The following is a 13,165-nucleotide window of genomic DNA, read 5'->3' on the forward strand; positions in this document are numbered from 1 at the left end:
TTTCTTTTTCATAGGAGAAGCACCATGTCCCAAGTCCCAACTACGGCCACCAGCGAACTCGCCTGGCCCATCCTCGATGTCATGCCAGAAGAACTCCGTCACATGGAGGCTTTGGATGAAACTGCTGAAGACCCGAAAACGGTCCCTCAGCAGCAATCCGCGCCTCGTACGACTGAGGAGTACTGGTCCCTCTTCGAGTCTCAAATCGATGACTTCGCGGTTGCCAAGACCGTCGTTGATTTCCTTGAGAAGAGCCCCGAAGATCTGAAGTTGCATCAAGGTCTGTACCTGCAGGCTTGCATCACGCTCAAGCGTGGTGCTATCGCCTACAACCAGGCCAAAGAAGCAGCTGAACAGGCCAAGAAAACCTCTGAGGCCACCGACAAGGCTTTGAGACTTGAGATGGAACGCATGCGCGATCCTTACTACAAGCTCGAAGTCACTGTCAAAAAAGTAGGTAGCTACCTAGCTAAGCCCCATGTACTTGGGACTTGCTTGGCCCTGGCTATCGTCTGGATCATCAAACACTGATCCAAAGCCCGGTCAACCAAGGTTCAAGCCTTGGTTGACTGCCTTCTTAACCCGCTGGGGCATGCTTCCCCATGTGGGCAAGCTCCCAGCCAATTGTGGAGCTGTCCTCATGAGTACTCTGGAACGCAAAGCCTTCTGGCGCGCCTACATCGCATGGCTCACCAAAGCCAGCGTGGTAGACGAAGAAGCACTGCATGTAGCACTGGCTTGCCTGTGCCACTTCGAAGTACGGCCGATCATTTCTGCTATTGCTCAAGCTCTCAAAGATGAAGCAACCAAGGCCTTGCTGCCTGTTGGTCTTGTCAATGAGATCGAGGCATTGCAAACGGCCTGAAATCAATCGAAAACAAGGATGACCAATGGTCGTTGATCAACAAGCGCATGGCCACCTGGCCAAGACGTACTGCAACAAAGAGCTGCCCCTTGAGGTGCTGCGCTCTGCTGCAGGGTTCTACATCGGTACCCGTGATGATCTGGGTTTGCCCGTGTCTCGTGAATCTGCTGAATATTGGCGGAAGCAAGAGGCTGCTGAGCACGCACTGTCATCCGGCGATTGGACCCAGCGTCAGTATCCGTAATCGCAATTTGTCTCTCGGCCTAACCGGCTGTTGACTACTTTACCCACCTCGGGGAGTTCACTCCCTGAAGGGCGTGGCTCCCCATTTTTTTTGGAGCCACACATGTCAAATCAACCTAAAGCTTTGTCCATCACCCTGAAGTCAACCGGCTATATGGGGATTGCCAAGCTGATCCAATGGGCTACCCAAGGCTACGCTGAAGCATTGCACAAGCGTGAGTCCGTGGGCGTCTTTATCGCGTTGCTGGCAGACGGCTACGGCCTGTCTCCGGTTCTTGCGGAGAAGGTGTTGCGAGGTGAGGTTTCCTACTGCCAGGTCGACAGAGATGTCACCCTGCTGCTGGATCCCGACGAAACCGACAACTACCTTCATCGTCAGAGTGCCATTGAAGGACACGATATCCCGCGTCCCGTGCTGGTGAGTGAAGAACGCCCTCAGAACGTTCATCACTGACTTGATCGACCTAGGTCGTTCTCTCTTCTCAACTCCCCTCTCAGGCTATGTCTGGGCGGGGATTTTCTTTTGGGGAATCAACATGTCGCAATCAATGCAACCAGCAAAGGCCTTCAGGCTGGATCGGGCTCGTAGCCTGTTTCAGAACCATGCAGCACACGATGATCTGACGCAGTCCATGGACAGCATCGGTCGGTTTGCTGACGCGGATTCATTGGCCGAGCTGTTGGCAGATGTTCGTGTGGCCGCAGAGCACCTCGGGCTTGACTTCTACAAGGCACTGAACGACTCGTACCCATTCATGAGTGGCCTGTGGAGCATGTCTTCGAGCAAATTCACCTGGTTGGCCAACAGGCCCACTGGGCGTACGCACAAGGCATGAGCCGCCTCTCCTGCTGCTTTTGCATCATGGCCTCCAAGGCTGATCTCACCCGTGCCGCGCAGCTCAACCCATCTCTTTACAGGAGGTACGTCGAGCTGGAGCGATCCACGGGGCAAGTCATGCTCATGCCAAGCAAGAAGCACGGCAGGAAGACCTTGGAAGAGGTCACCGGGATCAAAGTGGATGGACATGTGCCACCTACTAGACGCCCTGAGCCGGACGTTCAACGGGTTGAACTCTTCGAGAACTACTCATTTTCATTCTGATGTCGCCCTGATAGCCAGGTAGACGTTTCACTCACCAACGGGTCATTCGCGTAAGCGATGGCCCATTTTTTTTGGGAGGCCGCAATGGCTTTGATATTTCCACGCTTGGCGAACAACTTCGTCAAGAACGGGTACTACCCGACCGACTCGCTGACCATAGCCGGGATCACCTCAGCGCTGTCTACCAGCGCTGTTGATCCTGTCCTGTTGGATCCGTGTTGCGGTGAAGGCGCAGCTCTGCGAGATGTTGCTGAGTACCTTGAGCGAATCGGTGCGTCGTATCAGCGTTCGTACGGCATTGAGGTTGATTCTGAGCGTGCCTGGCATGCAAAGACCCAGCTCGATGTCGTGGCGCATGCAGACGTGCACGACGTGATGATCTCTCCTCGGTCTGTTGGGCTCTTGTTCCTGAATCCTCCGTACGGTGATGTCGTCAGCGACAAGGCCGGCCTGGGAGATACAGGAAAGAAGGAGCGACACGAGAAGATCTTCGCTCGCAGGACTTTCCAGCTCTTGCAGTTTGGTGGCGTCCTGGTGCTCATCATTCCCTTCTACGTGCTCGATCACGAGTTGGCGACATTGATCGCCAGAAACTTTGATCGGGTCGAGGCCTTCATGGCTCCAGAGCAGCAGTTCAAGCAGGCTGTCATCTTTGGTGTGAAGCGTCGCAGTTCATCACCTGATTCCAAGGTCGTCCAGAAGCTGGAGGCCTTCGGGAAAGGTGATGGGCATGTGGTGCTACCTGAGGTGTGGCCAGGTGAGCCCTATGAGATTCCTGATCCGCCTGCAGAGCCTTTGACCTTCACGGTCGCCAGGCTCGATGCGGAGCAGCTCTCGTATGAGGTCAGCAGGCTTCGGCATGCAACGCTTTGGCCTCGCTTCAACCAGGTGATCCGCACTGACACAACTGCCACTCGGAGGCCTTTGCGCTCTCTTGGCAAGTGGCACCTCGCACTGGCTCTGGCCGCTGGACAGATCTCGGGGATGGTTTCGGCCAAAGACGGTCGGCGCTATCTCGTGAAGGGTGACACCTTCAAGGAGAAGGACCGTAAGCGGGAGTACGAGACGGATGCCGATGGCAACGTCAAGGAAACCGTGATCGACACCGACAAGTTTGTTCCTGCGATCCGAGCCATTGATTTCACTCCGGGCCCGACCTATGGGTCCATCTTGACCATTCGCTGATAAGCGTTTTCTCTCTCAACCCGTTGCGGGCATGTGCACAGCCCGCAAGGGAGTCGCCTGCCCGCTTCATTTCTCTTAGGAGTTCCTATGTCCAATGCAAGTGGTGCTGGCGGTGACCATAAAACATCGCTGCAGGTTGCTTTCGAGAGCGAGCTGCACTATGACGGAGACGAGGTTGTCCGAGTCCTTTCTGTCACCTTGTCTCCCGTAGATCTGCAGAAGCTGTACGGGATGCTTTTCGCTGTACGAGCAGCAGCTGAGCACGGCGCCAATGTGATCAGTGCATGGTTCATGCCTTTCAAGGCTATTCAGGTCAGCCAGGACGGCATCTTGACGAGCATCGAAACGGTGCACGTCAATGTCTTTCCTGAAGGAGAGGTCTGTTTCGAGGTCGAGCTGCCGGAAGGTGGTCCTCGCTGCGAAGCGGTTCGCTCCCTGTCTCTGGACGAGCAGCTGGAGGCGTGATGAAGCTTTATCTCATCCGTGAGCAGGCAGACGTCTTCGTTGACGCTGCAGTAGCTGATGACCACGGGCAGTTGCTCTTCGTGTCGCTGTTTGGCCGTGATACGGCCATTCAGCAGTTCATGAGCCGATTGCACCTTCGTGGCAAGGAGGGCGGGGTTGACCGCCTCAGGTTCTCAAACCCGGAGACCTTCGACGTCGAGTTGGAGGTTCTGGTGGGGGATCCCAATCGCCTGGACAAGGTGACCGGGCGGCTCCCGAAAGAGAACCTCTTTGGGAACCTGGTGCATGCCTGGATCTTCGACTCATCCGTCGTTGAGGTGGACAAGGCAGGCCGGTCTGGCTGGTATGTGCAGACCGACCTTGAAGCCTCCCGCCTCGGGCATGGTGATGCGATATGGCGTCTCGTCACAGCACTCTCTCCTGTGCCGCTTCTGGATCACTGGCGTGAGCCTGTGATTTCGATGCTTGGCCAGGCAGGTGTGCGCGTGACCAGGTCCGTTGGGGACGTTTGCGCTACCCGCGTAGCCCTCCCTGACGACTTCGAGGCCCAGATCTCTAACCTGGTGGTCGACGGGACTCTTACAGAGTCACCGGAATCCAGATTCCGTACACGAAGCCTGTTTGCCTGACATCTATCAATCACTCTGCGGGGCGCTTGCGCCCTGCATCAACAAACTTGGAGTCACCATGAATTACGAAACTGACAGCGACCTGGTCGTCGCTGACGATACATCTGACATCCCTGCTGATCAGGGCAACGAGGGCGCATCTGTCCTCTCTCTCACATCCTTTGTTGCGGACTTCGGTGAGTCTCTCATCGAGGCCGTGCGTATCCAAAACCCGCCGATCTTTGACGGATCCCCCGATCCCAGCCGCGATGCCCTCATGGACCAGCTCACGCGCAAGCCCTTCGAGGCGCAGCGCAACACCGTACAAGCGGTGGCCAAGCTGCTTGTCGATGAGGGGGAGCCTTCTGCAATCATCAATGCAGAGATGGGCACTGGCAAGACGATGATGGCAATCGCTTGCGCTCATGTGCTTCATCACGAAGGGTATGAGCGAGCTTTGGTGGTTTGCCCTCCTCACCTTGTTTACAAGTGGCGTCGGGAGATTATGCAAACGGTGCCTGGCGCCAAGGTCTGGATCCTCAATGGTCCAGATACCTTGCGCAAGCTGCTGCAGCTCCGCTTGGTATCTGCCAAGCCGTCTGCCCCGGAGTTCTATGTGATGGGGCGCGTGCGCATGCGCATGGGGTTCAACTGGAAGCCAGCATTTGCTACGCGGATGCGGTTCCAGTTGGATGCCGATGGTGTGAGCCGTGGGCGTGTGAACGTAGCAATCTGTCCGGACTGCGGTACGGATATCGTTGACAAGGAGGCTGACGGCGAAACCGTAGCGCTTTCTCCAATGGAAGCGAGCCAGAAGCTGAATGCCAGGCAAATGGCGTGCACCGCTTGCGGTGGCGCTTTATGGACCTTGACCCGTGGGAATGCCCCAGCCAAGAGTCGCAACCAGGTGTTGATGGAGTCACTGACCCAGCTTCCAACTATCGGCCCTAAGACGGCTGACAAGCTGGTGAGCAAGTTCGGGCCAGACATGTTGTCAGGGATGCTTGAGGACAACGTGTATGACTTCATTCAACTCATGGACGATGATGGCGAGTTCTACTTCTCTGACCGCCAGGCCAGAAGAATGGAGCGAAAGATGGCCAACATGGAGTTCTCGTTTGGTACGGGCGGCTACCAGCCGACCGAGTTCATCAAGCGGTATCTTCCAAGTGGCTTCTTCGGGGTGCTAATCGCGGATGAGGGGCATGAGTTCAAGAACGATGGGAGTGCTCAAGGCCAGGCCTTTGGTGTCCTGGCCAGCCAGTGCAAAAAGTCGATCTTGTTGACCGGCACACTCATGGGTGGCTATGCAGACGACCTGTTCTATCTCCTGTTCCGGCTCAATCCGGGCCAGATGGTCAAGGACGGGTTCCGCTACATCCGTGGCTCTCTCGGATCTGCGGGCATGTCTTTCATGCGATCCCACGGTGTGATCAAGGACATCTACAAGATGACTTCGGGTCGTGACGGGGAGGTAACCTCTCACCGAACGGCTAAGGGCAAGCAGGTGGCGCACCATACCGCTCGTGGGCCTGGCTTTGGTCCGCAGGGGATCATGCGCTACGTCCTGCCCATCACGGTCTTCTTGAAGCTCAAGGACATTGGCAGCAATGTCTTGCCGCCCTATCAGGAGTTCTTTACCGGCATCGATATGACAGAAGAGCAAGCGGGGGCCTACAACAGGCTGTCGCTGAAACTCAAGCAGGAGCTGTCGCAGGCTCTGAGGTGTGGAGACAAGACGCTCCTGGGCGTCGTGTTGAACGCATTGCTGGCCTGGCCAGACTGCTGCTTCCGATCTGAACTGGTCTATCACCCGCGTAAGAGGGTGTTGCTGGCCAGCCAGTCGGCGGTGTTTACCGATGAGGATGTGACACCGAAGGAGCAGGCCGTGGTTGACTTGTGCCGTAAGGCCAAGCAGCAGAAGCGTCGAACCTTGGTCTATTCCGTCTACACGGGAACACGGGACACAACCAGTCGCATGAAGTCCATTCTGGAACGGGAAGGCTTCAATGTGGCTGTGCTGCGTGCCTCGGTGGATGCAGCACAGCGTGAAGATTGGTTGATGGAACAGGTTGACCGCAATGTCGACGTGATCATCACCAATCCCGAGCTGGTCAAGACCGGCTTGGACATGCTGGAGTTTCCGACCATTGTGTTCATGCAGAGCGGTTGGAACGTCTACACCTTGCAGCAGGCCTCGCGCCGGTCCTGGCGTATTGGTCAGCGGCAACCAGTCGAGGTGCACTTTCTGGGCTACCTCGGTACCGCGCAGATGTCCTGTTTGGAGTTGATGTCCAAGAAGATCGCTGTCAGCCAAAGCACGTCGGGAGACATGCCAGACAGTGGACTCGATGTCTTGAACCAATCGGGTGACAGCATCGAGGTGGCCTTGGCCAAGCAGATGTTGGCGTAACGACCAGCCCAGTCGGAGCAATCCGGCTGGGCCTTTTCTTGGAAGGAGTTCGTATGAATGACGATTCGCGTGTCGTGCAGAGTTACCCCTCTGCGGACCAGCTGGCTACAGAGTTCGCTGTGTGCTTGCTCGATGAAGTCGGTGAGGTCGCTCTTGCGGAAATCGTTCGGCGTAACGAATCGCCGACTTACGCATATCCTGTTTGCGCCAGTCAGACGTTCACAGATGCCAACATGGTGATGCTCAGAGCCTGCAATGGCTTTGACGTTACCGTAACGAGCGAGGACGTACTTGATGGTGGACCGTGGGACGATCTTTGGAGCGAAGCCTGGTTGATCGCCAGGCGGGACAAGTTCAGGGAGGTCTTGCATGGGGTCTTTTAGGCCCCGTGTTGATTCTTTGAACTGCCCTTGGCCCCACCCTACCAGGTGGGGCTTTTTTATGGGTTACGCGCCTCTCTTTGATGCAGCGCTTGAGTCGAGGTTCGCGCTTGTAGCGCCCTGCTCTGCCATGGGTGGCAGCATCGTTCCCATGGCGTTTGCTGCCGCCTTGGGCATGACCATCTCAACTTCAACTCTTCGATTGGCTCTGCGGCCAAGTTCTGTTGCGTTCGACGCGATGTAGCAGGTTGTGCAGTACGTGGTTTTTATCCGTTGAGGCAGCACCCCTCCGGCTACAAACTCGCCACGCACCTTGACAGCTCTGGTGAGTGCCAGGGCACGATTTGCTTCGGCGCGTCCAGAGGAGTCCGTGCGCCCTCGGATATAGACGCTTTGGGCTTCCTTCGCGAACGGAATCATCTGAGCGATCATGGCTTTGCCCTGGGGGCCAATGTCGCCCGCTGCAAAAGAGAACGGCACGATACGCTTTGCTGAGGCGAATTCGGTATCCATTCGTAGAGCGCTCTCCAGGGTTGTCTTTCCTTCGCGTACCTGGTTGATCGCGCTGCGCTGGAGATTCTCAGATTCCTTCCTGACGGCTGCGGCTACTTCAATCCTTTCCTGGGCCTCAGTCATCTCCAACGGGGCAGTATCGGTCTTCGCAGCCAAGCTTTGGTTGCTGGGCTGAATAGTCTTGGGTGAGCGTGCTTCACATGGGTCGCACACGTGGAAGTATGTCGATCCATCCGCCGCTCTAGCCTGCTGGATAACCGGGCTCTGGGTTCCGATATCGCGCTTGCTGGGCACATGCTCCGTAGAGAATGACATGCACCCTGCTATGGCTGCGGTTGCGCACAGCAGTGCTTGTGTCGTTGCTACGCGTGCCGGTCGGCGCTTGCTGGCAATCTTCATGGCTTGGAAAACGAACTAGGCATCAATCCTTGGGAGCGTGACGGCGGTAATAGGCCTCAGCCTCCGGCGTGGTCCCATTTGCGCCGCAATGAGTGCATGTGAACGAGTCAGCGAGATCATCGGCGCCGCATCTCTGTCCGGTACAGAAGTCCTTGTCGCACCAGCAGCTGACACTACCCGAGGCTTGAGCTTCGTTCCCGCATTCAGGGCAAACGATGGTTTTGTACATAGGGCCTCTCTGCATGTTGCTTGATGTTGGTGGGTGACACCACGCGTCTGCATAATTGTGGTGTACAAGTACACTGATTGTAAATCGAAAACAATTGGCGAACATGCGGACATTTTGTACACCAGATTGACTGGTTGGAAATGGGCAACTGCACGCACGATGTATTGAAAAAGACTTGATTTGTGTATGCGGTTAGCGTACAAACGAGGCATCTTAACGGGGTGTGAGACCTGGAATGATCAAAGTTAGCTTCGAGTCAATCATGCGGCGACTGACGCAGCGCGGTACCGAGTTGGCCAACTCGCGTCTGCCTGATACGGTCAAGAAGCCCACCACCATCCGGCTGACGCCGACAACACAGGCCTGGTTTGAGGCCCAGTCAGAAACAATCGGCTTGCCTGTGGCGCAGCTCATCAATGTCGTCCTGGATGGCGTGGTTGAGGCCAGCACGAATGACACAACAGCTCAGCTGAGAGCCATTCGTGAGCGCTTCTTGTACGTGTTTGAGGCCCACGGCCTGGACCTGCCCTCGCTCATCAGTGTGATGAAGCCGTTTGGTCTGAAGCTGTCCATGCTTGACAGCCCTCGCTTGGTTGATCAACTCACCAGGGAGGCTCTGCAGCATGTGGCCAGCACTTTTCATGTGCGTCTGGAATGGTTGCATGGTGTGAGGGAGTCGGTGATCGAGACGGGATCGCATGTGCGTTGGTACAAGAACGTCCATGCTGCGGGTCGGCGGCTTCTCAAGCTTTCCGCTGAGGGGCTTAGCCCGTATGTCCTGTTCTTGCGCTGCCGAGGTGCCGACTTTCAATCGGCTCGTGTCGATAACGATTCCAGTGAGTTGAGCCAGGAGCCGATTGGGGTAGTAGTGAGAACGACCAGGCGCACCGACGATGGCGTAGAGTTCCACACGTACGAGGTTTGGGAGTTCGAGCGGTGGAACTATTGGCGCTGCCGAGAGCAGTACAAGCTGCTGATCGCATTTTGTGACCAAGCAAGTGCCAAACACCTTCTGAGCTACGGAGGCTATGAGCTGGAGCGGGAGCATATCGATGCCATTCAGCGGCAGCGTGTTTTGCCTGTGACGGTCTTACGATCCGTGGGCTCCATCGACTGGTACCCAGATGACTACGCGTGTTTGCGTGACCCCGTTACCCGCGAAGTTGAAGATTGGCCCAGCGTTCAGAAGGCCTACATCGAAGGCAAGTATGACTCCCTGATCGAGGAGGCCCGCCAATGAACGGCCAACACAGTTCAGGCGTGGGTGCTGAGCAGGAACTATCAGCACTACGCATCCCCCCCCATTCCATCGAGGCTGAACAAAGCGTTTTGGGTGGGCTGCTGCTTGACAATGCAGCTTGGGATCAGATCGCAGATCAGGTCAGTGTTGAGGACTTTTACAGGCACGAACACAAGCATGTCTTCGCGTCCATAGCGGTCCTGATAAACGCATGTAAGCCTGCAGATGTGCTGACCGTGTATGAGGACTTAAAAAGCCGTGGGCAGGCTGAAGACTGTGGTGGTCTGGCGTATTTGAATGCCTTGGCCCAGAGTGTGCCCAGTGCAGCCAATGCCAGGCGCTACGCTGAGATCGTCAGAGAGCGTGCCGTGCTTCGAAAGATGATCGCGGTCGGCGACGAGATGATTGCTGATGCCTTAAGCCCTGCTGGAAGGCCAGTCAGTCAGATACTCGATGCAGCGGAAGCGCGGGTGCTGCGGATTGGCGATGAGGGAGCTAGGCAGCGTCAGACATGGCACGGTATGAGCAGCTTGGTGATCGATGCGATTGATCGTGTTGAATCACTCGCCCAAAGTGGTGGAAAGATGGTCACGGGTGTGCCAACTGGCTATCTGGATCTGGATCGCATGACGTGTGGCTTGCAGCCCGGTGACCTGGTCGTTCTGGCCGCAAGACCGTCCATGGGGAAGACAGCTCTTGCCTTGAACATTGCAGAGCATGTGGCCATCAAGGAATCATTGCCTGTTGCCGTCTTCTCCATGGAAATGGGTGCAGGTCAGCTGACTGATCGCATGCTGGCATCGGTAGGCCGAATTGACCATTCTGCGGTGCGACGTGGAGCGCTTTCAGATGATGACTGGTCAAGACTTTCAGAAGCTGTAGAGCAGCTCGGTCGAGCTGAGATGTTCATTGATGAAACACCTGGCTTGAGCCCGAATGAGCTTCGCGCCCGTGCTCGTAGAAAGGCGCGGGAGTGCGGCGGAAAGCTCGGCCTCATTGTGGTCGACTATCTGCAACTCATGAGTGCGTCTGAGGTGCCCTCCGGATCGAAGACCGGACCAGAGAACCGGGCAACGATCATCGGGGAGATATCGCGAGGCCTCAAGAGCCTTGCGAAGGAGTTGAAGTGCCCGGTGATCGCGCTATCTCAACTCAATCGATCCGTTGAGACTAGGCCTGACAAACGTCCATTGATGTCGGATCTTCGAGAGTCTGGTGCCATTGAACAAGATGCTGACGTGATCTTGTTCATCTATCGGGATGAGTACTACAACCCTGAGACAACCGAACCTGGTGTGGCCGAGATCATCATCGGTAAGCAGCGCAGTGGACCCGTGGGGACGATCAAGTTGGCTTTCCTCAAGGCTCTTACCAAATTCGAGAATTTGGCGCCAGGTTCGTGATTCACAGGCGACGGGTCTTTTAGGAGAAGGCTCGTTCAAATGCCGATTGGCGCTCCTGGAGCTGGGTCTTGCCGTACCGCATTGTTGTACGCGGATCGGCGTGCCCTAACTGGCCCTGCAGCTCTGGAACCGTCACGCCGCGCTCAAGGGACCGTGTGCCGCAGGTATGGCGTAGCCAGTGAAGAGATGCGCGCAAGGCGGTGTCTTTCTCTGCAGACGTGAGGTCGCGTGAGGCCCGGATGCCGTTGCCCATCCAGACCTTCAGGCTGTCATACAGTGAGCGGTAGCCGACCGATGCGGTTGTATCGTTAACGCTGGCCACCAGCGGCGCGTAGGGTGTCTCCTGCACGGCCAGAGCAAGCTGAGGCAGGCCTCTCGCACGTAGATAGGTCTCCAGCGCTCTAACGGCTTGGCCTGGTACCGCAACCGTACGATTGCGCTTGCCTTTGCCGTGGACCGGCAAGGCCCAGTGCCCGTCAACCTGCACGAAGTCCCCCAGCGTGGCCGCGATTAACTCTGCTGAACGCAGCCCTACCCCAAGGCTGAAATCCAGCACAAAGGCCGCACGTGAGCGAGCTGCAGATGGCGGCTGCGTTTCGATGTAGGACATGATGGCGCCCCAAGCTGCAGGCGTAAGTGCTCTTGAATCGAGTTCGCTGTGACGTGGATCATCGCCCAGGCGTGTTTTGACGTGGATCCATGGATTGGACGCTAGGTAGCGTGCCTCTACTAGCCAGCGAAACATAGCGCAGACGATGGTCAATGCATGCTGCTGGCTTGTGCGCGTGAGCTTGCCCGCGAACGGCGCCCAGCCAGGCTGGTGCCGTGCTGCACGGCGCCGCGATATCCACTCCTCTGGCACGTCCGCCAGGAACGCTTTGTAGGCAGCACAGTCCTCGCTGTCCAAGCTGGACAGCGGCTTGCGCCGCTCGATGAGGCACCACAGTAGCAGGCGCTCGGCCTCTAGGCGGTAGGCGCGGGCTGTTTGCGATGTAAAGCCGTCCTCGCCGGGGGTTCCCACCCTGGCCTGGATCCACGCTTGTATAGCCGCCAGGTCATTGGTAGCACGTGTGCCTGCGGTGGATGGCGTGGCACGGTTTATCCCGCAGCTGCCGTCAAGCGTACTCGGCAGGAGAAGACGCAACTGGGCGGCAGAGGTGATGCCAACTTGCACGCTGTTGGCGCCCGCTTCATCCGCACTAAGCAGTTGCCCGATTCGCTCCTGCAAGCTGGGCGATCTGCGCGTAGAAGGCGGTATCAGCGTGGCGACGTAGGCTTCAATGCGTGAGGCCTTCGTGGCGCCAATGGCTGGCAGATGTCGGTACCAGAGCCCGCCTCGGTCCTGGTTGCTGATTCGGTCAAGCAGCTCGCCAAGCAGCAGCAGGCCACTGCGTTCCATCCGGTGGGCGGTCACGTCATCAAGCCACAGCCCCAGGCGATCTGATCGGTGGGCTGCAACCACCGCCAGCGGTTCGATTTCGCGTAGCAACTCCCGTTGACGGGCTACAAGGCGCAAAGCGCGTGAGCGGCGACGCTCTGCCTGGTCCTGGTCCTTTTGCGCGGCTGTGGAGGCCGCTGGCAGGCCCTCTGTGCCCCGAACGGCCTTGTCGGTGGCTTGCCCCCTGTCTCGGTCAGCCGCGTGGGCTTCCTCGGCTTCCCGTGCTGCCTCACGGCAATCTTGCTCGTAGAACTCCAGCAGCTCGCGTTCGCCCCAGTCCCCTGGATCTATCCCCGTGGCCTGGATCCATTGCTCCAAGGTTTGAGGGACGAAAGAAGACGGCGCGGCTTTCAGCGGCGGGTTGTTGATGGGCAAAGACGGCCCAGCTGCTGCTGTGGCCGTGGCCAACACCGGCTCGGCAGGTCGAATCTGCTTGATCCGGCCTATCAGCATGACCAGTCGCCAGCGTGGGTCGCCGCGACGTTGAACGATGGCGCGCAGCAACTGCACTGTTTGTTCGTGCAATCGGCGTGCTGCAGCTCGACTATCAGCGGCCAGGAAACGCTGGGCAGCATCTTCAGGCGCCAAGCCTTCGGCGACAGCGTGCAGGTGCGCGAAGTGTGCTCTGTTCAGCCGTCTCTCGTAGCGTTGCGTGCTGTTCTCCATAAGACTGGCCCTGGCC

At 57.3% G+C, this 13,165-nt stretch carries 14 protein-coding genes; 12 read left to right on the forward strand and 2 right to left on the reverse strand.

The features are described from left to right. The first annotated feature begins 24 nt into the window (after positions 1–24). From JY96_RS21125 to JY96_RS21170, 10 genes are all read left to right on the forward strand, one after another. Positions 25–531: a hypothetical protein gene (locus JY96_RS21125; RefSeq protein WP_152606674.1), complete on the forward strand. Its 507-nt coding sequence runs from the start codon at positions 25–27 to the stop codon at positions 529–531. Between the two features lie 109 nt (positions 532–640). Continuing rightward, entirely contained in the window at positions 641–865 is a 225-nt protein-coding gene (locus tag JY96_RS23400; protein ID WP_152606675.1) for a hypothetical protein, read from the forward strand. 25 nt (positions 866–890) lie between these two features. Beyond that, positions 891–1,109, forward strand: a complete 219-nt coding sequence (locus tag JY96_RS21135; RefSeq protein WP_035044078.1) for a hypothetical protein — start codon at positions 891–893, stop codon at positions 1,107–1,109. A gap of 102 nt (positions 1,110–1,211) precedes the next feature. Then, positions 1,212–1,562, forward strand: a complete 351-nt coding sequence (locus JY96_RS21140) for a hypothetical protein (protein ID WP_152606676.1) — start codon at positions 1,212–1,214, stop codon at positions 1,560–1,562. Then, entirely contained in the window at positions 1,531–1,944 is a 414-nt protein-coding gene (locus tag JY96_RS23665) for a hypothetical protein (protein WP_161784386.1), read from the forward strand. The genes JY96_RS21140 and JY96_RS23665 overlap by 32 nt, the downstream gene beginning before the upstream one ends. Before the next feature lie 350 nt (positions 1,945–2,294). Beyond that, complete coding sequence (locus JY96_RS21150; protein WP_035044245.1) at positions 2,295–3,395, forward strand: DUF6094 domain-containing protein; 1,101 nt, start codon at positions 2,295–2,297, stop codon at positions 3,393–3,395. Between the two features lie 87 nt (positions 3,396–3,482). Further along, positions 3,483–3,860, forward strand: coding sequence for a hypothetical protein (locus JY96_RS21155; RefSeq protein WP_035044083.1), 378 nt, complete (start codon positions 3,483–3,485; stop codon positions 3,858–3,860). Next, a complete protein-coding gene (locus JY96_RS21160; protein WP_035044085.1) occupies positions 3,860–4,489 on the forward strand; it encodes a hypothetical protein in 630 nt (209 codons plus the stop codon). The genes JY96_RS21155 and JY96_RS21160 overlap by 1 nt, the downstream gene beginning before the upstream one ends. 58 nt (positions 4,490–4,547) lie before the next feature. Then, the gene (locus JY96_RS21165; protein ID WP_081961682.1) at positions 4,548–6,881 is read left to right on the forward strand and encodes a DEAD/DEAH box helicase; all 2,334 of its coding nucleotides are present in this window, start codon (positions 4,548–4,550) and stop codon (positions 6,879–6,881) included. Positions 6,882–6,934: 53 nt separating this feature from the next. Continuing rightward, on the forward strand, positions 6,935–7,264 hold the full coding sequence (locus tag JY96_RS21170) for a hypothetical protein (RefSeq protein WP_035044087.1): 330 nt from the start codon (positions 6,935–6,937) through the stop codon (positions 7,262–7,264). Between the two features lie 63 nt (positions 7,265–7,327). On the opposite strand, the gene JY96_RS22645 is transcribed toward JY96_RS21170, so the two are convergent. Next, positions 7,328–8,089, reverse strand: coding sequence for an OmpA family protein (locus JY96_RS22645; protein WP_161784387.1), 762 nt, complete (start codon positions 8,087–8,089; stop codon positions 7,328–7,330). A 548-nt stretch (positions 8,090–8,637) separates the two neighbouring features. Here JY96_RS22645 and JY96_RS21180 point away from each other — a divergent pair. Together JY96_RS21180 and dnaB are read left to right on the forward strand one after the other, a co-directional pair. Next, the gene (locus tag JY96_RS21180; RefSeq protein WP_035044090.1) at positions 8,638–9,642 is read left to right on the forward strand and encodes a hypothetical protein; all 1,005 of its coding nucleotides are present in this window, start codon (positions 8,638–8,640) and stop codon (positions 9,640–9,642) included. Then, on the forward strand, positions 9,639–11,045 hold the full coding sequence (dnaB, locus tag JY96_RS21185; protein ID WP_035044092.1) for a replicative DNA helicase: 1,407 nt from the start codon (positions 9,639–9,641) through the stop codon (positions 11,043–11,045). The genes JY96_RS21180 and dnaB overlap by 4 nt, the downstream gene beginning before the upstream one ends. Before the next feature lie 19 nt (positions 11,046–11,064). On the opposite strand, the gene JY96_RS21190 is transcribed toward dnaB, so the two are convergent. Continuing rightward, positions 11,065–13,149, reverse strand: coding sequence for a tyrosine-type recombinase/integrase (locus tag JY96_RS21190; protein WP_035044093.1), 2,085 nt, complete (start codon positions 13,147–13,149; stop codon positions 11,065–11,067). Positions 13,150–13,165: the final 16 nt, after the last annotated feature.

Source organism: Aquabacterium sp. NJ1 (assembly GCF_000768065.1).
Taxonomy (GTDB): Bacteria; Pseudomonadota; Gammaproteobacteria; order Burkholderiales; family Burkholderiaceae_C; genus Aquabacterium.

What these genes read in the sequence shown, in the direction of transcription:
- JY96_RS21125 (WP_152606674.1), top strand. Translation starts at nt 25, where the DNA reads ATGTCCCAAGTCCCAACTACGGCCACCAGCGAACTCGCCTGGCCCATC.
- JY96_RS23400 (WP_152606675.1), top strand. Translation starts at nt 641, where the DNA reads ATGAGTACTCTGGAACGCAAAGCCTTCTGGCGCGCCTACATCGCATGG.
- JY96_RS21135 (WP_035044078.1), top strand. Translation starts at nt 891, where the DNA reads ATGGTCGTTGATCAACAAGCGCATGGCCACCTGGCCAAGACGTACTGC.
- JY96_RS21140 (WP_152606676.1), top strand. Translation starts at nt 1,212, where the DNA reads ATGTCAAATCAACCTAAAGCTTTGTCCATCACCCTGAAGTCAACCGGC.
- JY96_RS21150 (WP_035044245.1), top strand. Translation starts at nt 2,295, where the DNA reads ATGGCTTTGATATTTCCACGCTTGGCGAACAACTTCGTCAAGAACGGG.
- JY96_RS21155 (WP_035044083.1), top strand. Translation starts at nt 3,483, where the DNA reads ATGTCCAATGCAAGTGGTGCTGGCGGTGACCATAAAACATCGCTGCAG.
- JY96_RS21160 (WP_035044085.1), top strand. Translation starts at nt 3,860, where the DNA reads ATGAAGCTTTATCTCATCCGTGAGCAGGCAGACGTCTTCGTTGACGCT.
- JY96_RS21165 (WP_081961682.1), top strand. Translation starts at nt 4,548, where the DNA reads ATGAATTACGAAACTGACAGCGACCTGGTCGTCGCTGACGATACATCT.
- JY96_RS21170 (WP_035044087.1), top strand. Translation starts at nt 6,935, where the DNA reads ATGAATGACGATTCGCGTGTCGTGCAGAGTTACCCCTCTGCGGACCAG.
- JY96_RS22645 (WP_161784387.1), bottom strand. Translation starts at nt 8,089, where the DNA reads ATGTCATTCTCTACGGAGCATGTGCCCAGCAAGCGCGATATCGGAACC.
- JY96_RS21180 (WP_035044090.1), top strand. Translation starts at nt 8,638, where the DNA reads ATGATCAAAGTTAGCTTCGAGTCAATCATGCGGCGACTGACGCAGCGC.
- dnaB (WP_035044092.1), top strand. Translation starts at nt 9,639, where the DNA reads ATGAACGGCCAACACAGTTCAGGCGTGGGTGCTGAGCAGGAACTATCA.
- JY96_RS21190 (WP_035044093.1), bottom strand. Translation starts at nt 13,149, where the DNA reads ATGGAGAACAGCACGCAACGCTACGAGAGACGGCTGAACAGAGCACAC.